Source organism: Cecembia calidifontis (assembly GCF_004216715.1).
GTDB classification, from domain to species: domain Bacteria; phylum Bacteroidota; class Bacteroidia; order Cytophagales; family Cyclobacteriaceae; genus Cecembia_A; species Cecembia_A calidifontis.
The window spans coordinates 3,741,990-3,767,815 of sequence record NZ_SGXG01000001.1; the positions used below are offsets into that span (position 1 = coordinate 3,741,990).

General features: G+C 40.4%; 27 protein-coding genes. 11 read left to right on the forward strand and 16 right to left on the reverse strand.

Features of this window, described 5'->3' with window-relative positions:
• Window positions 1-26 precede the first annotated feature (26 nt).
• The 4 genes from BC751_RS16020 (at window position 27) to BC751_RS21960 (ending at window position 1,505) form a co-directional block, all read left to right on the forward strand.
• Window positions 27-383, forward strand: coding sequence for a response regulator (locus tag BC751_RS16020; RefSeq protein WP_130276535.1), 357 nt, complete (start codon window positions 27-29; stop codon window positions 381-383).
• An 89-nt stretch (window positions 384-472) separates the two neighbouring features.
• Window positions 473-958, forward strand: coding sequence for a hypothetical protein (locus tag BC751_RS16025; protein WP_130276536.1), 486 nt, complete (start codon window positions 473-475; stop codon window positions 956-958).
• A gap of 68 nt (window positions 959-1,026) precedes the next feature.
• Window positions 1,027-1,230 (forward strand): hypothetical protein, encoded by a 204-nt coding sequence (locus BC751_RS16030; protein WP_130276537.1) that lies wholly within the window; start codon window positions 1,027-1,029, stop codon window positions 1,228-1,230.
• Window positions 1,231-1,355: 125 nt separating this feature from the next.
• On the forward strand, window positions 1,356-1,505 hold the full coding sequence (locus BC751_RS21960; RefSeq protein ID WP_165389852.1) for a hypothetical protein: 150 nt from the start codon (window positions 1,356-1,358) through the stop codon (window positions 1,503-1,505).
• Between the two features lie 45 nt (window positions 1,506-1,550).
• Here BC751_RS21960 and BC751_RS16035 read toward each other — a convergent pair whose 3' ends face one another.
• The gene (locus BC751_RS16035) at window positions 1,551-3,116 is read right to left on the reverse strand and encodes a peptide MFS transporter (RefSeq protein ID WP_130277613.1); all 1,566 of its coding nucleotides are present in this window, start codon (window positions 3,114-3,116) and stop codon (window positions 1,551-1,553) included.
• A gap of 317 nt (window positions 3,117-3,433) precedes the next feature.
• Between BC751_RS16035 and pckA the strand changes: the two genes are divergently transcribed.
• Window positions 3,434-5,035 carry a phosphoenolpyruvate carboxykinase (ATP) gene (gene pckA, locus BC751_RS16040; RefSeq protein ID WP_130276538.1) on the forward strand — a complete coding sequence of 534 codons (1,602 nt, stop codon included), beginning with the start codon at window positions 3,434-3,436 and terminating at the stop codon, window positions 5,033-5,035.
• Window positions 5,036-5,194: 159 nt separating this feature from the next.
• Here pckA and BC751_RS16045 read toward each other — a convergent pair whose 3' ends face one another.
• Window positions 5,195-6,376 (reverse strand): IS4 family transposase, encoded by a 1,182-nt coding sequence (locus BC751_RS16045; RefSeq protein ID WP_130275223.1) that lies wholly within the window; start codon window positions 6,374-6,376, stop codon window positions 5,195-5,197.
• 119 nt (window positions 6,377-6,495) lie between these two features.
• On the opposite strand from BC751_RS16045, the gene BC751_RS16050 reads away from it, so the two are divergent.
• A complete protein-coding gene (locus BC751_RS16050) occupies window positions 6,496-6,933 on the forward strand; it encodes a peptidylprolyl isomerase (RefSeq protein WP_130276539.1) in 438 nt (145 codons plus the stop codon).
• Between the two features lie 71 nt (window positions 6,934-7,004).
• Here the strand turns inward: BC751_RS16050 and BC751_RS16055 are convergent, their stop codons facing one another.
• From BC751_RS16055 to BC751_RS16070, 4 genes are all read right to left on the reverse strand, one after another.
• Window positions 7,005-8,291, reverse strand: a complete 1,287-nt coding sequence (locus BC751_RS16055) for a NupC/NupG family nucleoside CNT transporter (protein WP_130276540.1) — start codon at window positions 8,289-8,291, stop codon at window positions 7,005-7,007.
• Window positions 8,292-8,375: 84 nt separating this feature from the next.
• Entirely contained in the window at window positions 8,376-8,978 is a 603-nt protein-coding gene (locus BC751_RS16060; RefSeq protein WP_130276541.1) for a bifunctional nuclease family protein, read from the reverse strand.
• A 9-nt stretch (window positions 8,979-8,987) separates the two neighbouring features.
• Entirely contained in the window at window positions 8,988-9,956 is a 969-nt protein-coding gene (locus tag BC751_RS16065) for an electron transfer flavoprotein subunit alpha/FixB family protein (RefSeq protein ID WP_130276542.1), read from the reverse strand.
• Window positions 9,957-9,992: 36 nt separating this feature from the next.
• The gene (locus BC751_RS16070) at window positions 9,993-10,730 is read right to left on the reverse strand and encodes an electron transfer flavoprotein subunit beta/FixA family protein (protein WP_130276543.1); all 738 of its coding nucleotides are present in this window, start codon (window positions 10,728-10,730) and stop codon (window positions 9,993-9,995) included.
• 73 nt (window positions 10,731-10,803) lie between these two features.
• On the opposite strand from BC751_RS16070, the gene BC751_RS16075 reads away from it, so the two are divergent.
• A complete protein-coding gene (locus BC751_RS16075) occupies window positions 10,804-11,139 on the forward strand; it encodes a tetratricopeptide repeat protein (protein WP_130276544.1) in 336 nt (111 codons plus the stop codon).
• Between the two features lie 58 nt (window positions 11,140-11,197).
• Here the strand turns inward: BC751_RS16075 and BC751_RS16080 are convergent, their stop codons facing one another.
• Together BC751_RS16080 and dnaB are read right to left on the reverse strand one after the other, a co-directional pair.
• Window positions 11,198-12,196 (reverse strand): zinc-binding dehydrogenase, encoded by a 999-nt coding sequence (locus BC751_RS16080; protein WP_130276545.1) that lies wholly within the window; start codon window positions 12,194-12,196, stop codon window positions 11,198-11,200.
• A gap of 54 nt (window positions 12,197-12,250) precedes the next feature.
• The gene (dnaB, locus tag BC751_RS16085) at window positions 12,251-13,837 is read right to left on the reverse strand and encodes a replicative DNA helicase (protein WP_130276546.1); all 1,587 of its coding nucleotides are present in this window, start codon (window positions 13,835-13,837) and stop codon (window positions 12,251-12,253) included.
• Between the two features lie 263 nt (window positions 13,838-14,100).
• Here dnaB and BC751_RS16090 point away from each other — a divergent pair, with 263 nt between their 5' ends.
• Window positions 14,101-15,477: a UDP-N-acetylmuramate--L-alanine ligase gene (locus BC751_RS16090; RefSeq protein WP_130276547.1), complete on the forward strand. Its 1,377-nt coding sequence runs from the start codon at window positions 14,101-14,103 to the stop codon at window positions 15,475-15,477.
• Window positions 15,474-16,280 (forward strand): 3'-5' exonuclease, encoded by an 807-nt coding sequence (locus tag BC751_RS16095; protein WP_130276548.1) that lies wholly within the window; start codon window positions 15,474-15,476, stop codon window positions 16,278-16,280. The genes BC751_RS16090 and BC751_RS16095 overlap by 4 nt, the downstream gene beginning before the upstream one ends.
• A gap of 93 nt (window positions 16,281-16,373) precedes the next feature.
• Here the strand turns inward: BC751_RS16095 and BC751_RS16100 are convergent, their stop codons facing one another.
• From BC751_RS16100 to BC751_RS16120, 5 genes are all read right to left on the reverse strand, one after another.
• On the reverse strand, window positions 16,374-16,862 hold the full coding sequence (locus BC751_RS16100) for a hypothetical protein (RefSeq protein WP_130276549.1): 489 nt from the start codon (window positions 16,860-16,862) through the stop codon (window positions 16,374-16,376).
• Window positions 16,863-16,943: 81 nt separating this feature from the next.
• Window positions 16,944-18,146 carry an IS4 family transposase gene (locus tag BC751_RS16105; protein WP_165389808.1) on the reverse strand — a complete coding sequence of 401 codons (1,203 nt, stop codon included), beginning with the start codon at window positions 18,144-18,146 and terminating at the stop codon, window positions 16,944-16,946.
• A 161-nt stretch (window positions 18,147-18,307) separates the two neighbouring features.
• Window positions 18,308-18,724, reverse strand: coding sequence for a hypothetical protein (locus tag BC751_RS16110; protein ID WP_130276550.1), 417 nt, complete (start codon window positions 18,722-18,724; stop codon window positions 18,308-18,310).
• On the reverse strand, window positions 18,703-19,281 hold the full coding sequence (locus tag BC751_RS16115) for a hypothetical protein (protein ID WP_165389853.1): 579 nt from the start codon (window positions 19,279-19,281) through the stop codon (window positions 18,703-18,705). The genes BC751_RS16110 and BC751_RS16115 overlap by 22 nt, the downstream gene beginning before the upstream one ends.
• Before the next feature lie 202 nt (window positions 19,282-19,483).
• Complete coding sequence (locus BC751_RS16120; RefSeq protein WP_130276552.1) at window positions 19,484-20,287, reverse strand: M48 family metallopeptidase; 804 nt, start codon at window positions 20,285-20,287, stop codon at window positions 19,484-19,486.
• A 99-nt stretch (window positions 20,288-20,386) separates the two neighbouring features.
• On the opposite strand from BC751_RS16120, the gene BC751_RS16125 reads away from it, so the two are divergent.
• Window positions 20,387-20,866, forward strand: coding sequence for a DUF4442 domain-containing protein (locus BC751_RS16125; protein WP_130276553.1), 480 nt, complete (start codon window positions 20,387-20,389; stop codon window positions 20,864-20,866).
• 389 nt (window positions 20,867-21,255) lie between these two features.
• Here BC751_RS16125 and BC751_RS16130 read toward each other — a convergent pair whose 3' ends face one another.
• Window positions 21,256-22,050 carry a hypothetical protein gene (locus BC751_RS16130; RefSeq protein ID WP_242617502.1) on the reverse strand — a complete coding sequence of 265 codons (795 nt, stop codon included), beginning with the start codon at window positions 22,048-22,050 and terminating at the stop codon, window positions 21,256-21,258.
• Between the two features lie 95 nt (window positions 22,051-22,145).
• On the opposite strand from BC751_RS16130, the gene BC751_RS16135 reads away from it, so the two are divergent.
• A complete protein-coding gene (locus tag BC751_RS16135; RefSeq protein ID WP_242617503.1) occupies window positions 22,146-23,063 on the forward strand; it encodes a glutamate--tRNA ligase family protein in 918 nt (305 codons plus the stop codon).
• A 13-nt stretch (window positions 23,064-23,076) separates the two neighbouring features.
• On the opposite strand, the gene BC751_RS16140 is transcribed toward BC751_RS16135, so the two are convergent.
• Together BC751_RS16140 and BC751_RS16145 are read right to left on the reverse strand one after the other, a co-directional pair.
• On the reverse strand, window positions 23,077-24,459 hold the full coding sequence (locus BC751_RS16140; RefSeq protein WP_130276554.1) for a TolC family protein: 1,383 nt from the start codon (window positions 24,457-24,459) through the stop codon (window positions 23,077-23,079).
• Window positions 24,460-24,462: 3 nt separating this feature from the next.
• Window positions 24,463-25,815, reverse strand: coding sequence for an HlyD family secretion protein (locus BC751_RS16145; RefSeq protein ID WP_130276555.1), 1,353 nt, complete (start codon window positions 25,813-25,815; stop codon window positions 24,463-24,465).
• Window positions 25,816-25,826 lie beyond the last annotated feature (11 nt).

The window sequence follows — 25,826 nt, forward strand, 5'->3', positions numbered from 1 at the left end:
AGTTAAAGACTTAGCCCAAAACCCCAATGGTAAGGATAGTTCTTATAGATGATGATCCAATAAGCACCTTCGTGACGGAAAAATTGATTTCCAAAAACATCAAGGTTCCTTTTCAGATATACAAATACAACAATGCCATCAATGCATTGAAAGAAATACCTGAAATTGAGCCCAATTATCTGTTTTTGGATCTGAATATGCCTGAAATGACGGGTTGGGATTTTTTGGAAGAGTTTCATCCTACCAATAACAGCCCCGAAGTTTACATCCTTAGCAGTTCGGTAGATGAAAGGGATATAGACAAGGCCAGTAATTATGCTCTGGTAAAAAAATACCTTTCAAAGCCTCTGGTTAAAAAATATATCAAGACCATCTTTCATTGATGGTCTTTTTTTTTCGGGTACTTTTTAGCAAATTCGTTAAACACCCAGCTAAAACAAGTAGTTAAATTTTTGGAACAAAAGAATATGCTATGGCTAGAGTATCCGCAGAATTGATTGCAGCATTTAGAAAGACGATTATAAAACTAAAGAATAACGCACCATATCAATGGGGCCACATGGGAGCATGTAATTGTGGCAACCTTGCCCAAGAAATAACTCAATTATCGAAAGCTGAAATCCATCAATATGCGATGGAAAAACATGGTGACTGGAATGATCAGTTGGTAGATTATTGCCCAACTTCAGGATACCCCATGGATCTCATGATATCTAAAATGCTGGATGCTGGATTGACCTTGGATGAATTAAAACACTTGGAGAGATTGTCCGATCCCAAGATCTTGGCACATATACCGGTGGAAAAAAGACTGCACTTAAAGAAAAACAACAAAGAGGATGTAATTCTTTATCTTGAAACCTGGACCTTAATCCTTGAAAATGAATGGGTAAAACAATTTGATAAAAACCTGATGGATTTTGATGAAAAAAATATCAGTTCCAAGGTGTTTGCATAAAGATTAATTTTCCCGTATTTAGCAACATAATCCAATTATAATCTTGCACCATTAATTTAAATCACGCTATGGAGGATTTTGATGACGATTTTGAAGAATTCGATGACTTCGAGGATGAAGATGAGTTCGCTGATGAATTTCAAGATGAGGTTTATGATATCGATGAAGACAGCGAATTGATTGATGAAAACTTCATGGACTTCGAGGAGGAGGATTTTGATGACGATTTCGATGACGATGACTTCGAAGACTTCGATGACGAAATCGACTAACTCTTAAGAAAGGGAAAGCAGGTGCATCATGGATTAACCTGCTTTTTTTTATTCCCCATTTTGAAGGATAATAGTTCTGGCTTATATTGCGTGAAAATTACGCTGAACCAATAAAATTCGTTTATATGACTTTACTAGAAATCTTTAGTGCACCAATAGCTTTTGGAGCACAGCTGTTCTTGTTGATCGTTTGTATCCTGATAGGTTTGGGTGCAGGATTAAGTGCAATGGATTTTAGAAACACCACTCCTCCAAAGGAGTCTAAAGAAAAATAAAAAAAGAGGTCTTTGGACCTCTTTTTTTTGCCTTTTTGTTTTTTTTCAGTGAACATTTCCCATCAGTTTTCGGATTGGCTTACTCAACAACAATAGGACTACACCAGCTCCAACAGCTGTATAAACAATCATCAAATATTGGCTGGGCATTTGTGCCAAAGCCTCTTCAGTACCACCACTTGCTTCTCCAGCAACCAATCCTGCAATTAAATTGCCCAAGGAAACCGATAAAAACCAAATCCCCATCATTTGACCTCCATATTTTGCCGGAGACAGCTTGGTCACCAAACTAAGGCCGACAGGGCTTAAACTCAATTCACCAAAGGTATGCAACATGTAGGTGAAGATTAACCAGGTAGGCGCCGCTAAGTCTCCTGATGCAGCTATTTTGGCAGCAAAATACATCACCAGGAAACCAAGTCCCAGAAGCAACAATCCCATGGCAAATTTCAAAGGCGAACTTGGTTCCAGACTCCTCCTTCCCAGCCATACCCAAAGCGCACCGAAAAATGGGGCAAAAAGGATAATGAACATGGAGTTGACAGATTGAAAATATCCGGCAGGAATCTCCCAGCCCAAAAAGCTCCTGTCTGTAAAACGTTCTGCAAATAAATTCAATGTGGATCCTGCCTGCTCAAATCCAGACCAGAACAAGGCTGAGAAAAAAAACAAAATGGCAATTACACCGACTTTTTTCCTTTCATCTGTATTTAAACCACCAAATAGAATCACATAGCCCAAATATAAAAAAGCAACTATGGCAATAATCGTCCCCGAAGCTCCTGCGATTGCTGCAACATTAATGGGTACAACACCCATAAATAAGATCGCAAGCACAAACAAAGCTATTGCACCTATTCCCAATAGAGTTTTCTTAAGCCGTTCCCTCTCCTTACTGTCTTTTTCGGTTAGAACAGGAACCTCATCCCCATAGCCATCCAGTGAACTTCCGGTAAGTTTGTATTGGATCAGGCCAAAAACCATACCTAAACCTGCCAATCCGAATCCCAAATGCCAATCAAAAGTAGCTAAAGTACTGCAGGCAATTGGTGCGATCAAGGCTCCAATATTGATACCCATATAAAAAATAGAAAATCCTGCATCCCGCTTTGAACTTCCGGCCGGGTAAAGCTGCCCCACAATCGAACTGATATTAGGCTTCAATAATCCGGTGCCTAAAACGATTAATATCAATCCAATAAAAAAAGAATTCGTGTCCAAAGCAGACAGACTGTCCTTGGGATCGACCGACCCTCCGAATATTAATTGGGCCAATCCAGGGAGGGCCATGGTAAAATGCCCTAAAGCGATGATAATACCTCCATACCAGACTGATTTCTTAAGTCCGAACAATCTATCGGCAAACCAGCCTCCCGGCAGAGCAAACAAATAGACTCCCATAGTGTAAAGTCCATAGATGGCACCAGAAGTTTTATCATCAAAGCCCAAACCACCATCCACTATGGCGGATGTCATAAAGAGAATCAACAAGGCCCGCATCCCATAATAACTGAACCTTTCCCACATTTCTGTGAAAAAGAGCGTCATCAATCCTTTAGGATGTCCAAATAAGGTGGGGCCTGGAAACAGATCCAATCCCTCTGCTCCCATGTTTTTTCCTAGATTTTTTTCCAAAATTCGACTTGTTTATTGAGTGATTAATTCAAACATAAACACAATGATAAGAGAATTTTCCAAATTCTCCTGCATTAAAAGACCCTGGAGATAAGACAAATAATTGGGAAAATTCAATTTTTCCCTGGTTTTTAACGCAGATAGAAGTAGCAAAATAATATCTATATAAATTTACCAAATTTTATTTACGTAATCGATTGAAAACACAAAAAATGGCACTTTTTATTGTTTATCAATTTGGGAAATACCTATCTTTGAGACAGAATATAAACCCAAAAAGAAACACAATTCTTATGTTAGATCTAGAAATGAAGCCAGATAAAAAGTCCTTATCTGACCTAGGTATCCAAACCGGCAGGAACATTTTTTGGAATCTCAGTCCAGCAGAATTGATTGAACATGCTTTGGCCAACAAAGAAGGGGTGCTTACTGATACAGGAGCCCTGATGGCTGATACAGGGACCTTTACTGGCCGTTCTCCCAAAGATAGGTTTATTGTCAAAGACAGTAAGACTGCGGAAAGTATTTGGTGGGGAGACATCAATATTCCCTTTGATGAAGAGAAATTTGAAAGTCTTTACTCAAAAATGACAGAATTCCTCAAAGACAAAAATCTTTATGTGAGAGAAGCATTTGCGGGTGCAGATTCCAAATACAGACTAAAGCTAAAAGTTGTCAACACACTGGCTTGGCATAACCTATTCTGCTACAATATGTTTTTAAGGCCACTTGAAGAAGATTTTGAAAATTTTGAGGCAGACTTCACCATTATTTGCGCTCCGGATTTTCATGCAGACCCAGAGGTTGACGGAACAAGGCAGTCCAATTTTTCTATCATCAACTTATCCAAAAGAATACTACTTATTGGAGGAACTGCCTATGCCGGAGAAATGAAAAAGGGAATTTTCTCGGTATTAAATTACATTCTACCTCATGAGCTCGGTGTTCTTTCCATGCATTGTTCCGCCAACGTTGGTGAAGAAGGGGATACAGCTGTATTTTTCGGGCTTTCCGGAACCGGGAAAACGACCTTGTCTGCGGATCCCAAAAGATCCTTGATCGGAGATGATGAGCACGGATGGAATGAAGACTCTATTTTTAATTTTGAAGGCGGGTGCTACGCAAAAGTGATTGACCTCAGCAGGGAAAAGGAACCCGAAATTTGGGATGCGATCAAGTTTGGAGCCATTTTAGAAAACACGAGGTTCATTCCAGGCACCAGGACAGTCGATTATTCCAATAAAGATGTAACTGAGAATACCAGAACCTCCTATCCTATCCATCATATTAAAAATGCCCTTGTGCCCTCAAAAGCAGGAATCCCTAAAAATATCTTCTTTCTGACCGCTGATGCTTTTGGCGTGATTCCCCCAATTTCTAAATTGAACAAAAGCCAGGCGATGTATCACTTTATTTCTGGTTATACTGCTAAAGTAGCCGGAACAGAAGTGGGTGTAACCGAACCAAAAACTACATTCTCTGCCTGTTTTGGAGCAGCGTTTTTACCGCTACACCCCATTGAATACGCTAAACTTTTTGGCGAAAAGATGGAAAAGCACCAGGTCAATGTTTGGTTGGTCAACACAGGCTGGACGGGTGGTCCTTATGGCATAGGCCATAGAATGAAACTCAAATACACCAGGGCAATGATTTCGGCCGCATTGGAAGGTAAACTTGACCATGTCAACTACCGGACCCACAGTGTGTTTGGAGTAGGCATACCTGAGAATTGTCCAAATGTGCCTGATGAAGTTTTAAGCCCTAGAGCAACTTGGTCAGACAAGGAGGCATATGACAAAAAAGCCAGGGAATTGGGTGCCGCATTTATTCAGAATTTTGAAAAATATAAAGATTTTGCCACAGAGGATATCCTAGCTGGAGCTCCAAAATGGTGATGAGACCCTTTCGAGGACATATAAACCCAAATGAAAAGGAGTGCATGGCACTCCTTTTTCGTTTTTGAATTGGATAGAAAAGCGAGTATTTATCAATGCTGTCCTAAATAATTTACAAGACAGATGTTTAGCTGTGTTTCTGCAATTTCTATTGTGATTTTATCTGTAATCCGGAAATAGAACCCCCTGTTGGCTTTTTTGAGGAGGTTTTTCATGGTCTTCAAAGGGTTTGTCCAGCCACTTTTGCAGCTCTATTTTAACGAATATGTTCAGTCTGATAAATGCAACCAGATTGGACAGATGCCATCCGAATTTAGCGGTTGCCTTCATCACTTTTAGGAGCAGAATGGTGATCAGCGCGGTCCATATCTGGATCATCACGGCATTTTTCGATGTTCCGATAAAGGTTTTGATATGGAGTAACTGCTTGATGTCCCTGAAGAAGATCTCAATCTCCCATCGGCACCGGTAAAGATCACCGATTGTCTTTGCTGACCATTTGAAGTTATTGGTAATCAGTTCGACGGTCTGTCGGTTTTTTTCGTCCCATACAGCCACTCTTCTGAGTTTTCCGGGGTACTTCACTTTTGACTGCGGGTTTACCAGTTCAATTTCTTCGTCTATCAGTACTTCCTGTGCAGTATTTTCAGGGAGTCGACGTTCATTGATTGTGCTGAACTTAAGGTTATCCTTGTGCCTTATGACGAAAAAGACCCCCTTGCTGTCCCAAATGTTGAGCATCGGAAAGTCATTGTAATAGCGGTCCGCCACTATAACGGATCCTTTCTCCAAAGGAATATCATAAGCGCCTTTATTGTCTGCCATACTTCCTTCTGTAATATTCACATAAACAGGGAGTTTCCCGTCATAGTCCAGAAGCGTATGCATCTTTACAGCACCCTTTTTGGTCCTGAAGGTTGCCCAGTCAAACATCGAAAGGCAAAGACTTACCACCGTGGAGTCGAGCAGATAGACGGGAGCCTTGATCCGTAGTTTTACCCTGCTCAGGGACGCCTGCTGTCCTAAATGCTTCAGAAGCTCGTAATACAGCTCCTTGAACAGGTCAGAGTCCCTGCGCTTGTTCTGATAACTGATACTGGACTTGGATGGTGCCTTGGCAATCCCCAGATGGTTGAGGTTCCCCGTGGCCGAACGCAGGCCGTTTGAAATATCCCTTACAGAAGTACTTTTGGCAAAATGGCAAAAAAGCATGGAAACCAAATGCGTCCAGCTGTCAAAGCCTTTGCAGCCCTTGTCCGTTTGCTTCTCTTCAACCAGTTTCTTGAAAATTGAACGCTCGATTTTTTTAATAATCTGAGAAAACAATGTAATATTACTCATGGGAGGTTTATGTTTTTTGGTGCAAACCCAAAATAGCTATTTTGGGCAAAAAACCAGACCTCTCATATTTTATTTAGGACGGTATTGAGTATTTATTACTTTTGACCAAAATTAATTTCATGAAAACAGCAGAAATACATACCGCAAAGGGTACCATGAAAGTGGAATTCTTTGAAAAAGACGCCCCTAAAACAGTAGAAAACTTTATATCCTTGGCAAAAAAGGGATTTTATGATGGCCTTACCTTCCATAGAGTAATACCAAATTTTGTGATCCAAGGAGGTTGCCCTATCGGAAATGGCACCGGAGGTCCTGGTTACAAAATCGACTGTGAATTGGATGGAGACAATCAATACCATAACAAAGGTGTCCTTTCTATGGCACATGCAGGAAGAAATACAGGCGGTTCACAGTTTTTTATCTGTCATAACAGAGAAAACACCAAACACCTGGATAGAAGGCATACCTGCTTCGGTAAAGTTGTGGAAGGCCTTGAGGTGATCGACCAGATCAGACAAGGAGATATAATCGAAAAAATTGTGGTTACCGAAGAATAATCCAATTATTTAAATGAAAACAGCCCATTCCGGTCTTCGGAATGGGCTGTTTTTTTTTACCCTTAAGCCAATTAATCAACCAACATGCCCGCAATAGTAGCTGTCATGAGGCAGGCCAAAGTCGCTGCAAGCAAAGCCCGCATGCCCAATTTGGACAAATTACCTTGTTGGTTCGGAGCAATACTTCCAATTCCACCTACCTGAATAGCAATTGAGCTGAAATTGGAAAACCCGCATAATGCATAGGTAGCAATCACAACAGATTTTGGAGATAAAGCTTCAGCTGCTTTCATATCAGCCAAACTCAAATAGGCAACAAATTCATTGATGACCGTTTTTTGACCTAGAAGAGAGCCAACCTGTAGCGTCTCACTCCATTCCACTCCAATCACCCAGGCAAAAACCCTGAAAATCTGGCCTAAAATATATTCCAAAGAGAATCCATTGAACTGTCCATCAGTGGAAGACACTACCAGGGCATTCAGTCCTGAATATTCACCAATAAGTCCGGATAGGATAAAATTCAAAGCTGCAATTACTGCAATGAATGCCAATAGCATACCGCCAACATTCAAAGCAAGTTTTAAGCCCTCAGAAGCTCCTATGGACATGGCATCAATCAGATTGACACCCATATTTTCCTGACTCACTTCAAGTTTGTCATTGATTACCTCCTTATCCTGTTCCGGTATCATGATTTTGGACATCACAATGGCCGCAGGGGCATTCATAATACTTGCTCCCAATAAATAGGCTGCAAATCTACTTTGCTCCTCCAGGCTATCACCGCCCAAAAAAGCCACATAACCTGCCAAAACCCCTCCTGCAATAGTGGCCATACCACCGGTCATCAAACACATCAGTTCTGATCTTGACATGGTGGGGATAAATGGCCGCACCAATAAGGGAGCTTCCGTCTGTCCAAGAAATATATTTCCCGCTGCAGAAAGGCTCTCCGGTCCAGAAAGTCTCATGGTCCTTGACATCACCCAAGCAATTCCAAAGACAATTTTTTGCAAAATACCAAGGTAATAAAGTCCCGCAGAAACCGTGGAAAAGAAAATTATTGTCGGCAAGACTTTAAAAGCAAAAATAAAACCAAAGGTATCTGTAGCAAGATCTCCGAAAATGAACAAGGCCCCATCTTCAGAAAAACTCAAAAGCTTTACAAAAGCCCTACTTACTGTGGCAAAAATCCTTGCCACAAAATCAACTTTGGTGATCATGAAGCCAAAGATAGCCTGAAGAATAACCCCTATTCCAACCAATCTCCAATCTACCGCCCTTTTGTTGGCAGAAAAAATCAATGCAAAAGCCAAAAGTAAAACAATTCCTATTAAGCCTCTGAAGTAATCCATTGAGAATAAATATGTCCTAATTTATTTTTAACACTTTTGTTAAGATAAACAAAAAAAGCCTGGCTCATTACCAGGCTTCCTTTGTCAGTTTCTCCTGTTGATTTCATCCCTTATCCTGGCCGCCTTTTCATAATCTTCATTATTGATGGCTTTTTCCAGTAGCTGGTTCAATTTGTCCAAACTGTAGTCTTTAAGGGAATCAGTTGATTTGGAAGGACTTGGAGCAGGTTTCTTTGGAGGAGCAGGTTTTTCATATTCTTTCCTTTCTTCTTCTTCAATATATTCTGTCGAAAATTCTTCCATTACCCTTGATGCACAATAAATAGGTGCATCAAATCTCACTGCAATAGCGATGGCATCTGATGGCCTCGCATCAATTTCAACTGTTTTTGTACCTGTCTTACAAACAATATTGGCATAAAAAACACCCTCTCTCATATCTGAAATCAGAATATGATCAATTGTGAAATTGAAATTTCCTGCAAAAGACTTGAACAGATCGTGCGTCATCGGCCTATTGGGTATAATCTTCTCTATCTCAATGGCAATGGCCTGGGCCTCAAACATCCCAATCACAATTGGTAAACGTCTATTGCCACCCACTTCACCCATCACCAAGGTAAAAGACCCTGATTGCGAATGATTAGAGGATAATCCCAAAATTTCTAATTCAACAGTTTGGTCCACTGGATAAAGTTATTTTAATGCTTTTACTGCTTCAGTTAGCTTTGGCAAAACTTCAAAAGCGTCACCTACGATCCCATAATCAGCAGCTTTGAAAAACGGTGCCTCAGCATCTTTATTGATCACAACGATACACTTTGAAGAATTTACACCTGCAAGATGTTGAATAGCCCCCGAAATTCCAACAGCTATATACAAAGTTGGTGCAACTTTTACTCCTGTCTGTCCCACGTGCTCATGATGAGGTCTCCAACCAATATCAGAAACCGGCTTGGAACAACCAGTTGCAGCTCCCAATTCTTTCGCAAGGTCTTCGATCAATCCCCAATTTTCAGGTCCTTTCATGCCTCTTCCACCAGATACAACGATGTCTGCTTCAGGCAGTAATACTTCACCTGTTGCCTTGTCTGTAGAAATGATTTTGGTGGCAAAATTATCAGCATTGATATCCAAAGCCACAGTTTCTACCGCTGCAGCTGCACCATCAGTTTTTAGATCTACGGCATTTTTCTTCACTGCCAATATTTTATGATCCTTATTTACAGAGGTTTCTGCAAAGGCTTTACCTGTATAAATACTTCTCTTGACTTTATAACCTGAACCTGTTTCAGGCAATTCTACCACATTGGAGACCAAAGCCGCATCTAACTTCACGGCCAATCTGGCTGCTACTGCATCTCCCAAGGAAGATTTTGCCAAAACAAGCGTGCCGGCACCAACCTTTCTATAAACCTGGGCCACCGCTTCAGCATGCGCCTGAATAATACCTGCATTGAGTTTTTCATCATTGACATGCATTACTTTGGCGGCACCTGCATGGCCTGCTTTTGCCAATTCTTCCTGAGCTATACTTCCCAATGCTACTGCTATAACTTCACCGGCACCAAGTTTGTCGGAAAGGGCTTTTGCATAAGATACTGCCTCCAAGCTGGTTTTTTTTACGGAACCATCCGCATGTTCTATATACACTAATACTGACATAATTTTTTTGATTTTCAAGAGTTTAAAAACATTTAATTAAAGCACTTTCGCTTCATTTTTAAGCAGTTTCACCAATTCTTCCACATTGTCTTTGTCTATGAGTTTCACTGCACCTTTTGCAGGAGGCAATTGATAATTGGTCACCTCTGTAGCTGTCTGGTCTGTTACAGGCTCAATAACCTGCAAAGGTTTGGTTCTTGCAGACATAATTCCCCGCATATTTGGAATTTTCCACTCTGCAATAGGCTCCTGACATCCAGCTACCAAAGGCAACTTAGCTTCAAGATATTCTTTACCGCCTTCAATTTCTCTGGCCATCTTCACGGAATCTCCTTCAATCTCCAATTTCATCACCGGAGAGACGGAAGGAATGCCCAACATTTCTCCTACCATTCCATGGACCATACCGCCATTGAAATCAATGGACTCTCTACCCATCATGATCAGGTCATAATTGTTTTGCTTGGCAATTGCGGCAATTTGACTTGCCACAAACAGAGAATCTTTTGGGAAAGCATTGACTCTGATGGCATCATCAGCACCGATAGCCAATGCTTTTCTTAATGTTGGTTCAGTTTCTGCCTCACCTACGTTCAACACTGTCAGGCTAGCGCCCAGCTGCTCTTTCAGTTCCACTGCCCTGGCCAAGGCATAATCATCATAAGGTCCAATGATGAACTGCACGCCATTTTTATCAAACTTGGTGTTATTGTCAGTGAACTGGATTTTTGAAGTAGTATCCGGTACGTGGGTTATACAAACAAGAATTTTCATGTATAAAACTTTAGGTTATTTATTTTTAAATTGCGTGAATTTAGTAATTGAATGATAATTAAAAAAAGAATTTATGAGCAAATTGTCCCGCATAGAGATGTTACAATCGTTTGCAGAACAGGAGCCCGAAAACCCTTTCAACTGGTATGCATTGGCCTTGGAACATCAAAACTCCTCTCCAGAAAAAGCTGCCAGTCTATTTCATAAACTACTAAATGAGCACAAAGGTTACCTTCCAACCTATTATCATGCTGCCCACTTTTTTGCCGAACATGGCGACCTGGATTTGGCGAAATCAGTCTTTGAAGAAGGAATTCATTTGGCAGAAAAGGAAAAACAATTGAATACACTAAGAGAACTGAAAAACAGCTATCAAAATTTTCTGTTCGAAAACGACCTGGATGGATAAAAACAAGGGTCAGGAAATTTTCATTATTGAAATCCATGGACCCTTGAATAAGAGCCTATCAAATTTTAATCACGATTTTGCCCAGTTGCTGACCTAGCTTCATGCGGTCAAAAGCTTTTTCCGCTTCCTCCAAAAGAAATACCTGATCAATTACAGGATGGATCTGATGGTGTTTCACAAATGAAAGCATCTCTTCAAAATCCTTATCACTTCCCATCGTGCTTCCTATTATTTTTAGCTGATTCCAAAATACCTTTCTGGCATTGAATCCACTTGGATTTCCTTTAGTCGCTCCATAAAACACAATCCTTCCACCTGGCTTGACCACATGGATAAGGTTATTGATTGTATCCCCCATGGCACTGTCAATAATCAGGTCAAAACCGCCGGTTTCCTTTAGTGCTTCCTCTGCCCAATTTTCATCTTTATAATTGAAGCCTTTCGTTATACCAAGAGCCAGCGCTGAAGCTATCTTATTCTCACTGCTACTGCTGATGTATACTTCTGCACCTGCAGCCAAAGCAAATTGGGCTGCAAATTGGGCCACTCCACCACCAAATCCGGTCACCAACACTTTTTCACCTTTTTGTAAGCTGCTCTGAACCATCAATGCCCTGTAAGCAGTCAAGCCACCTAATGGCAATGCTGCAGCCTCCTCCCAGTTCATAAATGCAGGTTTGGCAAAAATTCTGTTTACATCAACATCTACAAATTCAGCTAAAGTCCCATGACCGGGCATACCCAAAATCTGAAAATCCTTGCCCTGAACTTTTTCATCATCCCCCCAATGCAATGCAGGATTGATGATTACTTCTTTTCCCAACCATTCATTTAGACCATGATGGGCCACATCCAATACTATTCCTGCTCCATCAGATCCCAAAATCACCCCATCCTTAATATTGGGATAAAGTCCCTGCCTGCACCATTCATCCCTGTGGTTCAATGCGGCAGCTTTGATCTGTACCCTTACCTGCTCCCCACTCAGGTGAGGCAAAGCTATTTCAGTAAGTTCAATTTTACTATCAGTATGTCTATTTAAAACAATAGCTTTCAATGACTTATATTATTTAATTAAGAAATAAATTCAGGAGATATATCCCATAAAAGCTTAAAAAGGAGCTGGTTCACTGCTTCCCAAGCCGCCGGGGAATGGATCATCAAAATCTCCCCCATTGGCTTTACTCTGCAAACGGATCATATTACCTGATTCGAAATCCTGGGCTCCTCCACCACTTGGAAACTTACTACCGTAGAGCGCATCTTGGGCCTTATAAGGCACATTTAACTCGAGATCCGCAAATTTTGTGTATTTACCGATAAACCTAAGTTTAACATTTTCCAAGGAACCATTTCTATGCTTGGCAATGATTACCTCACCTACACCCATGGTGGAGTTTCCGTCTTCATCCTCAGTTATTCCATAATACTCAGGACGGTAAAGGAACATTACCATGTCGGCATCCTGCTCAATGGCTCCTGATTCCCTCAAATCGGAAAGCTGAGGCCGCTTATCTCCTCCCCTGGTCTCCACAGCACGGGACAACTGAGAAAGCGCAATTACTGGAATATTCAGTTCTTTGGCTATCTTTTTCAAAGCCCTGGAAATACTCGCAATTTCCTGTTCCCTGTTGCCTCCTCCTCCGGATTTGGAGTCCCCTGACATTAACTGAAGGTAGTCGATTACGACCATCTGAATATCATGTTGTGCCTTGAGTTTTCGGCACTTTGCCCTGAGCTCCAGAATGGAGAGGGCCGGTGTATCATCTACAAACAGGGGGGCTTTTGAGAGTTTGGCAGTTTTATGTACCAATTGCTCCCACTCATAGTCTGCGAGGTTTCCTTTTTTGATTTTTTCTGAATCCAATTCGGCCTCAGAGGAAATCAACCTGTTGACCAATTGGACAGAGGACATTTCCAGTGAAAAAATCGCTACCGGTCTGCCGTGATCTACTGCTGCATTTCTCAATACAGACAAAACAAAAGCAGTCTTACCCATAGCGGGACGCGCTGCGATGATAACCAGATCGGATTTTTGCCAACCTGAAGTAACCCTATCCAATGCTGTAAAACCACTTGGAACACCGGTAAGGCCGTCCTTTTGACCTTTTTTGGCTTCAAGCTCCATGATGGCTTCTTTCATGATGGAGCGCATATCTGCATAATTTTTCCGGATATTCTTTTCCGAAATTTCAAACAGTGATTGCTCCATCTTATCCAACAGCTCAAAAACATCCGTAGTATCTTCATAAGCATCTTTTTGGATTTCAGAAGCTATGCTGATCATTTCCCTTTTCATGGCCTGTTCGGTAATGATCCTGGCGTGAAATTCAATATTGGCAGCCGAGGAAACTTTGGAAGTCAACTCCGTGATAAAAAATGCTCCTCCTGCCAATTCCAACTGTCCTTTTTTCCGTAGCTGATTGGTCACTGTCAAAAGATCAATCGGTTGCGAATCAGAAAAGAGGTCAAGTATTGCCGTGTAGATTACTTTATGGGCCTCTTTGTAGAAACTTTCGGGCTTAAGAATATCTACTACAGTAGTAAGCGCATCCTTCTCAAGCATCAAAGCACCGAGAACTGCTTCTTCCAAATCAATCGCCTGAGGTGGTAATTTCCCCAATCCCGAACCAATATTAAGATCCGGTTTTTTTCTCCCCAAATTTCTATTGGTAGTGCTTGGTTTATTTTCTGCCATAAAAACAAATGTACATGCTTTGCCCTTATCTTTTTGAACAATTTATTCACGGGATATCCACATCTAATCCGGGAAAACTGAATATCAACCTTTTACCTGATAACGTCAAGAAAAAAATATATTTCGGCTCTTCGGGATAAAAATTACCTGATTCCAAAATTCACTGGGAAACCAAAACCCTTATCAAGCCTTTGGAAAAAATAGAAAAAAATTGGGTCTAAGAAACTCCCTGTTTAGTACTTTTGAAAGATAGAAATTTTATTATGTCCAAAAAGTATCATTTTATAGCAATAGGTGGGGCGGTCATGCACAATTTAGCCCTGGCCTTATTGGCCAAAGGATATGAGGTAAGTGGATCGGATGATGAAATCTACGAACCATCACGGAGCAGGTTGAAAAATGCCGGAATTCTTCCCATTGAAAAAGGCTGGTTTCCCGAGAAAATACAGTCCGATTTGGATGGCATCATATTGGGTATGCACGCAAGGATCGATAATCCGGAATTAATCCGGGCAAAAGAACTGAATATCCCCATTTATTCATTTCCGGAATTCATTTACAACCAAAGTCAGGATAAACAAAGAGTAGTAATATCAGGAAGCCATGGAAAAACTACCATTACTTCCATGATTCTTCATGTCCTGAAGTATTTGGGAATGGACTTTGATTACCTGGTGGGAGCACAAATAGAAGGTTTTGATTTAATGGTGAAACTTTCGGATGCACCTGTCATTATCATTGAAGGAGATGAATACCTCACTTCACCGGTAGACAGAAGGCCTAAATTTTTCCATTACCATCACCATATCCTATTGATGAGTGGGATAGCTTGGGATCATTTCAATGTTTTTCCAACTTTTGAAAATTATAAATCTCAATTTGAGGAATTGATCCAAATGACTCCTCAAAACGGAACATTCATTTATTGTGAAAATGACCCTGAGGTAAAAGAATTAGCAGAAAAAACCCCTCTTCCAGGAGTAAAAAAAATCCCTTACTCAAACCATCCCAACCTGGTGAAAGATGGAAAAACCTTACTGATCACCGCATTTGGTGAATTGCCCATTGCTGTTTTTGGAAACCATAACCTTCAAAACCTTCAAGGGGCCCTTGAAGTCTGCAGAACAATGGGAATAAATGATGAGGAATTTTACAAAGCCATTCAACATTTCAAGGGCGCAGCAAAAAGACAGGAAATCCTGGCCCAAGCAGAAGACCGAATTCTTTTCAGGGATTTTGCACATGCACCTTCCAAATTAAAGGCTACTGTCAATGCTGTAAAAAACCAGTTTCCAAAACGAAGGCTGATTGCTGTTCAGGAATTACATACCTACAGTTCCCTCAACAAGGATTTCGTTCACAATTATGCCCATACCTTTGATGAAGCGGATATGGCTATTATCTATTTAAACCCAAAAGCTGTATCTTTGAAAAAGCTGGAACTAATGGATGAATCTACCCTAAAAGATGGATTCAAACGAAAAGATCTTCTAATATTCACAGATAGTGAGCAGCTAAAATCCTTTTTGGAAAACCAGGATTTCCGGAACACGAATTTACTTCTGATGAGTTCGGGAAATTATGACGATATGGACTTAAGTACTTTACAATCAATACTCAATAAAAATCATTCACAATGAATTTAAATTTAAAAACGCCCATTGCTTTTTTTGACCTAGAGGCCACAGGTACGAATATTGCTACTGACAGAATTGTGGAGATTTCTATTTTAAAAGTTTATCCTGATGGGAAGGAAGAAATAAAAACTACCCTGGTAAATCCAACTATTCCAATCCCCAAAGAAACGTCTTTAATCCATGGTATATATGACAAGGATGTCAAAGATGCACCTACTTTTAAAGCACTTTCCAAGGATTTGCACCAATTTTTGTTAGGAGCAGATTTAGCGGGTTTTAATATATTAAAGTTTGATATCCCCCTGCTTGTTGAAGAATTTCTTAGGGCAGGAATAGACTTTGATATTGAAAAAAGAAACATCTTGGATGCCCAGAAAATCTTCCATATGATGGAAAAGAGAAATCTGGCAGCGGCTTATAAATTTTATTGCGGTAAAAACCTTGAAAATGCCCATAGCGCTGAAGCTGATACCCTGGCAACTTATGAAGTGTTTAAGGCCCAGGTTGAAAAATATGTGGGGGAAGAAGCAGAAGACCTTTTGGGAAATAAATTGGGTGTTTTTGAAAACGACATGAAAAAAATACACCTGCTCCTCAACGAAAAAATGGTTGACCTAGCAGGGAGGTTCATTTTCAATGAAAAAGGGGAAGAATGCTTTAATTTCGGGAAGCATAAAGGAAAAACGATAGAGGCAGTCCTAAAAGAAGAACCCTCCTACTATGATTGGATGATGAAAGGAGATTTCCCTTTGGATACCAAAAGGAAATTCACCCAAGTAAAGTTACGGGCATTTAATCAGCGTTAACAAGAAAATGGGCTGTCTCTATTCTTGTGACAGCCCATTTTTTTTGTTTTGGTAATTTCTATAACAGGCATTTTGCAAGGACCTCCTGTAACATTACCTTACCCGTGCTACAAAGTCTTCAAATGCGGATATTTGATTGGCCCGGTCCTTCTGGCTTACGCTTTGCCTTAAATTAAGGCGGGTAAATACATGCAAATCAGAATCAATCATTTGTACAGTAATGGGTGCGCCGGTACTGGTTTTCAAACCCTTATAAATCAATACCGCACTTACCGGATCGGCAGTTGGATCTTTGATGGATTTGTAAACTTTGAGTGAGCAATTAGAAGGCAACTGAATGCCATTTTCCAATTGCTTTCTCACCCTTGTCAGTAATTTATTCAATTCCTGAAGGGTTTCCTGGGGTCTGAACCTGTACCAATATTTGTCTTCTTCCAAGGTGTTATCTGATTCTATATATCCAATGATCGGTCCTACAAGAGGGGCCAGAGATAAAGTCTTGGAAGATGGGATGATGATAGGATCTACTAAAAAAATATTTCTCGGGATTACTTTCCCTGAAAAGTAGTTGGAATGGATCAAATCGATAAGTAAGGCACAACTGGCGGAAGATCCAGCGAAATTTATATTGGTATATTAATGCCGTTAAGTTAAGGAATGTGATTAAATAGATTTGTAATTCATTGAGTATTTCAGTTTAGCTCTGAATTTCCGCTTGAATACCTGGTTTCTTTTTGAATATTCTATTTTGGAAGCGATTTTCTTTACATATTTCTGGATAATCTGCTCCAATTCACCAATTAAATCTCTGATTTTAAGAATCAGGGATTTTGTTTTTGACAATGCATAAGTTTTATTGATTATCAAGGTCCTTGCTGACTTTGATGTCCGTCCTGTTTTGGTTTTTGGCTCCACATCATAGCAAAGAATATTGCAGAGTGATATGATCAGGGTCTTAGCATAGAAGTCCTGCTGGACCGCCCATGCTGTTTTGCCGGAAAAATCAGATACTTCAAGTCTTGATTTGATCAGTTTATATGCTTCTTCTATTCCCCATCTCTGTTTGTACAGGTTTATTAGAGAGGAGGCTGTATATTTTTTCCTGTCCAACAGCGAAGTCGCATATATTGAAATCTTACCCTTCTTATTCTTTTTCTTGATCAGTCTTACGGTCATGGTTTGGGATAACGAGGGATACTTTTCAAGCAGCCATCTGTATTTTGGAGGGAGTATTAATGTATATTCCGCATCAGAGGAACTACTTCGGGAAAAATCTTCGACACATTTCCACCAATTGTCTTTCATCCTGAAAAGAAAGTCGGCCCCTTTTCCTTTCAATTCGAAAAAAAGTCTCAGTGATGCATAATACCTGTCGCACACAAGAAGATCCCCTTCTTTAATATGTCCAAGATGGGCATGACATAGGGTGGCTTCCGAAGTGGTGTAGCTTTCCATACCGGCATCCAGTACAAGGCCGTTGTAAACATCATACAGGTAAGATATCCTGCTCATGTAATGTCCCGCATCCGCATTGGGCCCAAAACCATGATAGCTGAACTTCTCTGACATGGAGGGATGATCCGGGAGTTCAAGTGTTGAACCATCAACAGAAAGCACCCTATGCCCCTTCCATTTCTTGAACTTTGCATGTTGGTAAAAAAGACTGCAGATCAAACCGTTAAGCTTTTTAAAAACTGTATAGCACAGTTTTTTCCTGGCCTGGGTAAATGCACTTTTAGTGGGCGATAAGGAAGATTCCCCAAAAAACTCTTCAAGGCAGATATTAAGTCCTTTGTTGCTCTTTGACAAAATAAAAAGCACAAGAACTTCAAAGGAAAAGAAACGGTCACGAAGAAAATCTTTCACCGAAGTCCTACTTTCGATGATAAATTTTTCATAACTTAGTTTTAACTTGAATTCATTTACAATTAAAGTTTTAAGGCTTCCAGCACTCCCTGCTTTCGGAAGCCTTATTTTATACCTCTAATATAATGAATTTCAGTTAATTAACCACTAACTAAACGGCATTAATTGGTATATCCTGCTGCTACTAAGCGCTCATACTCTTGTCTGATGGAATTTTGCCAATCTCTCCATGTGGCGCGTTTGAAATCCTCATAAGTCCTTCCATGCCCTCCCAATAAAACAAAAGAAAGGAAATAATCAGGCGTATTTGCGGACCATGTTCTAAATTCCTCCCATTCAAAGGTGGAAGCACTGTACCCATGCATAAGGATAAAAACAGGTTTGGATGCTTCGGCAGGAGTAGGATTTGGCTTGGAAAGTGAAAGCAGAAAATCTTCCGGTCTGTCCAATGAAGGATCAAAAATCAATTTACCATCCAGCATGGCATCCGTGATCTCTGGTGTGGTATCACAAGATCCATGGATCAGTAAAAAGCTTAATACTACAAGAAATCGGCTTATTTTTTGAAAATTGTCCATGATACCGTTGTTTGGGTAAATAAAGGATAGACCGTGCCGCCACCTTTTGTGCCATCACCTGTAACCAAATTATAGCCAAGGCCGATCATTGCTTTCAAAGGCACTTTTTTGCTGGCATAAACCACTCCGATCTCCGGAGAAAACAGCATCGAGGTATTTGGCAATACATCGAAAATGGAAGCTTCATAATCCGCTATAAAATATCCTAGATTCAATCTGGATACAGGCCTAAATAACTTGTCCTTTTTAAAATACCAGGAAGTGGAAAACAAAATATTATCCTGCTTGATAGCATTGGAGTTTATGGCAGTACCCAACCTGCTGCTTACATAACTCAGTCCAAAATACAGTTGATCCGGTTTTATCTTCTTATGAGAATACTGTACAGAAACGCCGTTTTCCCAATAAAGATTGATATTTTTTTGAAAACGAATCCCTACATCCAGAATGGACTCCTGTGCCAATAATTGATTGTTACTCCCGATGGAAAACAGGCATACCATTACTAAAACAAAAAATTTTGATTTCTTCGAATACAGCATAATAGATTTTGGCATTGCTGAGCATAAACTTATTAAATCTACTTATTTTTTCACACCATTCAAAAAGTTTTGTCAAGATAAAAATCTGACACGAGCAGTAGAAAAAAACATGAAATTGCTGAGGGTTTTAATCCAAAATTGATAAGCAATAAAACAAGAGCGCAGGTCTTCACCTGCGCATTTTGTATCATCAGTCCTTATATTCCTGAGACTTACATCAACGTTTAGTACTACGTTCGTAATACTCCAAAGCTTTAGGCATTTGTTTTTGTAGTTCTTCTTTCCTTTTGCCTGGACCTGGGTGGGTGGACAAGAACTCTGGAGGTGCTCCATTCCTACCTTCACTCATCCTATCCCAAAATCCCGGAGCCACTCTTGGATCATAACCTGCCATTGCCATAAAATTCAAACCCAATTGGTCTGCTTCCAGTTCATGCCTTCTCGAAAACTTCAACATACCCAGTTGTCCTCCTACCCCGAAAGCCTGTAGAAAAATGCTTTGGGTCAAGCTAGGATTCTGACCCATCGCTGCCTGAGCTCCACCCAAAAGGCCATTCAGCAGTAACCCATTGGACATTCTTTCACGGCCATGATTGGCAATAGCGTGGGCTACTTCATGACCCATTACAACAGCTACTCCGGCCTCATCCTGACATATAGGCAATATACCGGTATAAAAAGCCACTTTTCCTCCAGGCATACACCAGGCATTTACAATATCATCTTCTATTAAATTGAATTCCCAGGCAAAACCTTCCAACTGCTTTTCAAAGCCCTGCTCCCTCATGTACTTTTCTACCGCTTCTGAAATCCTTTTCCCAACCCTTACCACCATTTGGCCTTGAGCGGTATTGGTTACTACTTTATTTTCCCTTAAGACCTGGGCATACTGCTCATAGGCCAAAGGCAGGAGTTCTTCATTGCTTACTAAGGCCAATTGATTTCTCCCGCTCATCGGAACTTTGGCACAGGAATAAATCACCAATCCCAATGCCATCAAAAAGATTATCTTTTTCAACATAGTTTTCAAATTTTACCCGAATTTGACCAAAAAAGATGCCATTTCAAATGACCTAATTACTTTTTTATTATTTTCATTCCTGTAAAACTTTGAACTCCTATGAATACTGAAGCAAAAAAATATCAGCGCAGAATGAACAATCCTTTTATTTTTTGGTGGGCAATGTTTTTCAAATTGCCTTCTGCCGTTTTTTGGAGACTAAAAATCAAAAGTTTGACACCCGAAAAATGCGAAGTGACCATCCCCTACTTTTGGAGATCCCAAAATCCCTTCCAATCCATCTACTTTGCTGCATTGGCCGGTGCTGCAGAATTGAGTACCGGTGCACTCTGCCAATTGGCAATGGCCGGAAAAGGTAAATTCAGCATGTTGGTGGTAGATTTTCGGGCAGAATACCATAAAAAGGCAAATGAAAAAATAACTTTTTCCTGTAATCAGGGCAAGGAATTACATGATTTGATTGACGGTCTTCAACAAAATGAAACCGGAAAACTGACCATGATCTCAACCGGAACAAACTCTAAAGATGAGGTGGTCGCCAGATTTTTTGTCACTTGGTCTTTCAAAAGAAAAGTATAAATAAAACTTTATACATTCATAAAATCATTTAATCCCCAAAATGGGACTTTTGGACAACTTTTGCAGGATTTAACAGGTATAAATGTTCAGAAAGCAATGATAAATGAACAAAAAAGATATTAAGTCCTGGACCCAAATAATTTCCTTTAAAATCATTGGGGTGTTATGGAATTCATGGGAACCCAGGCACCAATTAATACATCAATTAATCCCTGTTAGAATTAGAAGTTAAATAACAGGTTGGCTTTTTTCACAGAAAGTTGCCAATTCACCCATACATCTTTTTGTGCATCAAGATTTATTTTGCTGGTTGCCTTTTGTTTAGGTTAAAGGCCATCCGATTTTCGGGTGGCTTTACTGTTTTTCAACCAGGTTTTACCCTTTACTATCTAATTGGCTTTCTTTTTTCTGGATTCCCCAGTTTTTAAATTACTCCCCAAATCCTCCTCTTTTCTAAATCTGGTTCTTTGATCTAAAAAATCAGTAAGCATTTTCTGAACCCTTTCGGTATCCATATCCAAAAATTGGTGGCTCAGATTCAATAGGTTAAATTCAATGATCAGATCATCGAGGTCTTTATCAGTTAAATTATATTCCATTTTAAGCACCTGCATCACAGAATCAGATTGAATAAGGTCCAGATAATCCTTTTGTCTGGCCAATAAGGCAAGTTTACGGGCATATTCACGTTTTTGTCTTTCCGATCTCATGAAATAGGAAATCGGACCATCTAATGTAAAGCCGGGCATCATCCCGTTCTGTTCTGAAGTACCACCGTAAATTTTACCTGGACCTGCCGGTCTATCGCTAAGGGAGACGATGTTGGAAAGATTGCCGGCATTAAATGGAATAACCATCTTTTCTCCATAAAGATCAAACCTGGGAAGGGTCCTGGCATCTAGAAAAATCTCAGTCAAAATATGCCTTTCTTCCCCCACGATCAAGGTTTTAGGTATGTAATAATTTCTGGATATGAGAAGACTATCTCCCCTGTTACCTAAAACCCTGAAATAACCTCTTTCATTGGTCTGACTACTGTCCCCTGTCTGAAGATTGACCACCCATACCTTGTCCAAAAAATTCCTGTCCAGACCATCAATGATGTTGCCGGTGATTACCTGGCCAATAACAGGCAGGGTGTTGATCATCCAAATCATTGCCAAAATGGAAAGGTATTTTTTCACATTCCGAAATTAGTGACAACTTATCTCCTGAAAAAAAGAGAGGCGTTAAAAATTATTAATGTAAATCAGGTAAATCAGATTAATCTTCCATTGAAATGCTTATTTTCCATCCGAAAATTATGACTTCTCCTAACAGCGATTCTCTCTATACCCTTACCAGATTAGCTCCTACTCCCAGTGGTTACCTTCATTTGGGGAACATCTATTCGTTTCTATTAACCTTTAAGATCGCAGATCATTATAAAGCAAGAATCCTGCTTCGCATTGATGATATGGACAGGGAAAGGGTAAAGCAAGAATATATACAGGATATTTTTGACACTTTGGATTTTATGGAATTACCCTATGATCTAGGGCCAAAAAATCCCAAGGACTTTGAAAATATGTACTCGCAGAAAAACCGACTGCCTTTGTATTTGGATGCATTGGAAACATTGAAAAAATCCGGAAATCTGTTTGCCTGTAACTGCAGTAGAACAAAAATACTGGAAATGAATCCTACAGGAGAATATACCGGCTACTGCAGAAATAGAAAGCTGGCTTTCAACAGAAAGAATATGTCCTGGAGATTCAGGGTGGATGCCCAAGAACCCATCTCATTCAAGGATATTGAACTTGGCGTAAAAACCGAAAGACTTCCCGGAATTTTGGCAGACTTTATAGTAAGAAGAAAAGATGGTTTACCTGCCTACCAGTTAACTTCTCTTATTGATGACTTGTATTTTGGCGTAGACCTGATTATAAGGGGTGAGGACCTTCTGGGTTCAACTTTGGCCCAAGTTTACCTTTCAAAACATTTACCTCAAAATAAATTTGAAGGGACAGGCTTTTTTCACCATAAATTATTGAAGCGTGATGATGGGCTAAAACTTTCCAAATCAGCTGGTGATACCTCTGTTCAATTCTTAAGGAAATCAGGTAAAAAAAAGGAAGATATTTTTGAAATGATAGGAAAATGGATGGGTTTGGAAATACCCATCCGAAACTTGCAGGATTTTCTACTTTTGGTTTGAAACCTTTAATGACCTATTCCTCAAAACCAAGACCAGCTGCATTCAGCATTTTGGCATAGGCGGTTTTTCTCTTCGCAGCCAGGTCATTTAGCGTAACCTGAGCATTGAAAAGGCTCACTTCCCGGGCATTGACAAGGAACAAAGAACTTTCTCCAACATCAAACCTCATTACCTCACCATCCAATAGTCTCTGAAGCCCATTGACATTTCTAAAGAAAACCTTCAACTGCTCATCTACAGTTTCATAGTTATAAATCTCACTCTCCAGTTTGTTCTTTAATTGTACAAGCTTAAGGTCCCTTTCATAGTTTTTAAAGTCCAATTTGGCCTTAGTTACCCCAAGGCTCCCTCTTTCTTTTCTCAAAAACAAGGGCATTGCGAAAGTAAAACCCATTTTATAGTTGTTTTCTAAAAATGGGGAGACCTCAACAGGATTGAAAGTTTCCGTAAGGAAGTTATAATTAAACCTCAAAACCGGTTTCAACATTTCTGCTTTAAACCTCCTTTCCACTTCTGTGCTTGCAATATCAAAATCCTTGAGCTGTAATTCTGGATGCTGTAAGACATAAGTCCTTAAAGATTCCTTGCTGTAATCAAACAACATCTCATCCAGTACATTTTCAGGAAATATGCCTTCTACCAGCTCCAAAGGTTCCTCATCTTGATCCCACAAGAAAGTATTAAGAAACTGAGTAGACTTGAAGAAACTGATCTGGGCATTCTGAAGCCTGTACAACCTGTCCATTACCTGAGTGTATGCCTCCACAGTATCAATAGCGGGAAAGTCACCTTGAATGAAGCTTTCCTTGATCATTTCAAATCTTTGTTCTGCTAAGCGGAGTCCTTCTTCAAATACCTGAAGATTGTTATAATCAGCAGACCATTTCCAATAGGCATCAGTAGCATCCAGGTAGAGGTCATTAAGGATTTGTATACGCTCAGCCCTTGTAGCGTCCCTAAATATCTGGGCCTGCCTAAGGGCTGCTCTCCTATTGTCAATGAAAAGACCCTGGCCAATATTTACAGAAGCACCCAAGGCAACCAATCCATCCGCAGGTACTGTCTGCTCAGGATTGAGATAAACACCGGTATTCTGCTCCACTATCCCCTTCAGTTCAACACCTCCCCAAGTAGGAATGCCTATTCCTGCCTGCCTGGTGTCATAGTATTCCGTATTTTTGAACCTTTTGGTGCTGTAGTCAGCAAAGATTTTAGGATCGAAGCCACCACGGGCGGCACGCAATTCCTGTTCACCAAACCGGAGATTTACATCGGCCAATTTTGCTACCGGGTGATTGCTCCTTACCCAATCCAGATAAGTTTCATAAGTAAGCTTTTCCTGAGCCCAGACCGAAGTGGATACCAATAAACCAATAATTACAGAATAGATGCGCATCGGTTATTTTTTCTTACTGTTTTCAGCCTTTTCCCTGGAAGTATAGTAATCAGGTGGGAATCCGTTAAGTTGTCGCCATAATTCATACCAAAGAGGCACATCATTGAGAAGCGCTATACCGTCCGCTCCGGAACCAATTCTTAACTTGTCCGGCCAAGGTTTGTCCTCTGGATCTTCCACCACCAAAATCCTGTATTTCCCATCAGGACCAGCAAAATTATCTATGGCATGTACCACGCCTCCAAAGGTACCATTGGTGATTTGCGGCCAACCCGAGAACACAATTGCAGGCCAACCATCAAAAATAAACCTTACCTTATTTCCTAGTCTGATCAATGGGAAATCAACAGGTTCTACAAACATCTCAACAGCAAGTTGTGCATTTCCTGGAAGAATACTGATGATTTCTGCTCCTTCCTTAATGGTCTCACCTATACCGACCTGGATAGCCCGTGTGATGTAACCGTCCTGCGGAGCAAGAATATACCTATAACCTGTTCTAACTTCATAATTGGCGTACTGATTTTCGAGCTTCGTAGCTGTAGCTTCGGCATCAAACTGAGCAGACATGGATTCGTACATGTCCGCAGTGGCTTTTGCCATTCTATCCCTGAAATCATTATCGATGGCATTCAGTTCAATTTGGGCAGCAATACGGGCATTGATGCTTTGTAGGAGTTTATTTTCTGCAGCAATCAAATTGGCCTGCACCTCCTGGAATCTCAGTTGCCTTTGCTCAAAGTCCGTCAAGGAACGTAACCCTTCTTTATAAAGCTTCTCTGCTCGGCCGAGCTGCTCCTCTCCTATTTTAAAATTGACTTTGGCCTGTTCAAACTTGATACTGTCAGAAGTTACCTCGAGCATCGCCATTTGGAGACGGTTTTCAGCCTGTTCCCTTCTGAGTTTGTTATTTTCCCTTAAGGCCCCAATTTGTATTTCCAGTGATTTTACTTTTTCAGAATAGGACTTGGCTGCCATCATTTTGGCGTCAACCTGAAGTTTCGTCCTTTCCAAAAGCTGTGGATCGAAATAATCATCCTTGATTTCAGATACAAGCAAAACAGTATCACCCTTCTGTACATAATCACCTTCTCCCACATACCATTTCTCAATTCTACCAGCAATGATGGAATGTACCGTTTGAGGCCGCTGCTCTGGCCTAAGGGCAGTTACAAAACCTTTTGACCTGATATTCTGGGTCCAAGGCAAGAACAAAAACAAGAATGCACCGACCAAAAACCAGATAAGTATCTGAATACGCTTCCTGCTTTCATTTTTGGGATAGCTCATCCCCAAACTTTTGTAATCCTCAAAGGAAGCTTTGCCCCCGATTTTATTTTTTGAAATATCTATCATAGGGATTGGGA

Excerpts from the sequence above, each read along its gene's own strand:
- BC751_RS16020 (WP_130276535.1), top strand. The coding sequence starts at position 27 with ATGGTAAGGATAGTTCTTATAGATGATGATCCAATAAGCACCTTCGTG.
- BC751_RS16025 (WP_130276536.1), top strand. The coding sequence starts at position 473 with ATGGCTAGAGTATCCGCAGAATTGATTGCAGCATTTAGAAAGACGATT.
- BC751_RS16030 (WP_130276537.1), top strand. The coding sequence starts at position 1,027 with ATGGAGGATTTTGATGACGATTTTGAAGAATTCGATGACTTCGAGGAT.
- BC751_RS21960 (WP_165389852.1), top strand. The coding sequence starts at position 1,356 with ATGACTTTACTAGAAATCTTTAGTGCACCAATAGCTTTTGGAGCACAG.
- BC751_RS16035 (WP_130277613.1), bottom strand. The coding sequence starts at position 3,116 with ATGGGAGCAGAGGGATTGGATCTGTTTCCAGGCCCCACCTTATTTGGA.
- pckA (WP_130276538.1), top strand. The coding sequence starts at position 3,434 with ATGTTAGATCTAGAAATGAAGCCAGATAAAAAGTCCTTATCTGACCTA.
- BC751_RS16045 (WP_130275223.1), bottom strand. The coding sequence starts at position 6,376 with ATGAGTAATATTACATTGTTTTCTCAGATTATTAAAAAAATCGAGCGT.
- BC751_RS16050 (WP_130276539.1), top strand. The coding sequence starts at position 6,496 with ATGAAAACAGCAGAAATACATACCGCAAAGGGTACCATGAAAGTGGAA.
- BC751_RS16055 (WP_130276540.1), bottom strand. The coding sequence starts at position 8,291 with ATGGATTACTTCAGAGGCTTAATAGGAATTGTTTTACTTTTGGCTTTT.
- BC751_RS16065 (WP_130276542.1), bottom strand. The coding sequence starts at position 9,956 with ATGTCAGTATTAGTGTATATAGAACATGCGGATGGTTCCGTAAAAAAA.
- BC751_RS16070 (WP_130276543.1), bottom strand. The coding sequence starts at position 10,730 with ATGAAAATTCTTGTTTGTATAACCCACGTACCGGATACTACTTCAAAA.
- BC751_RS16075 (WP_130276544.1), top strand. The coding sequence starts at position 10,804 with ATGAGCAAATTGTCCCGCATAGAGATGTTACAATCGTTTGCAGAACAG.
- dnaB (WP_130276546.1), bottom strand. The coding sequence starts at position 13,837 with ATGGCAGAAAATAAACCAAGCACTACCAATAGAAATTTGGGGAGAAAA.
- BC751_RS16090 (WP_130276547.1), top strand. The coding sequence starts at position 14,101 with ATGTCCAAAAAGTATCATTTTATAGCAATAGGTGGGGCGGTCATGCAC.
- BC751_RS16095 (WP_130276548.1), top strand. The coding sequence starts at position 15,474 with ATGAATTTAAATTTAAAAACGCCCATTGCTTTTTTTGACCTAGAGGCC.
- BC751_RS16110 (WP_130276550.1), bottom strand. The coding sequence starts at position 18,724 with ATGGACAATTTTCAAAAAATAAGCCGATTTCTTGTAGTATTAAGCTTT.
- BC751_RS16115 (WP_165389853.1), bottom strand. The coding sequence starts at position 19,281 with ATGCCAAAATCTATTATGCTGTATTCGAAGAAATCAAAATTTTTTGTT.
- BC751_RS16120 (WP_130276552.1), bottom strand. The coding sequence starts at position 20,287 with ATGTTGAAAAAGATAATCTTTTTGATGGCATTGGGATTGGTGATTTAT.
- BC751_RS16125 (WP_130276553.1), top strand. The coding sequence starts at position 20,387 with ATGAATACTGAAGCAAAAAAATATCAGCGCAGAATGAACAATCCTTTT.
- BC751_RS16135 (WP_242617503.1), top strand. The coding sequence starts at position 22,146 with ATGCTTATTTTCCATCCGAAAATTATGACTTCTCCTAACAGCGATTCT.
- BC751_RS16140 (WP_130276554.1), bottom strand. The coding sequence starts at position 24,459 with ATGCGCATCTATTCTGTAATTATTGGTTTATTGGTATCCACTTCGGTC.
- BC751_RS16145 (WP_130276555.1), bottom strand. The coding sequence starts at position 25,815 with ATGATAGATATTTCAAAAAATAAAATCGGGGGCAAAGCTTCCTTTGAG.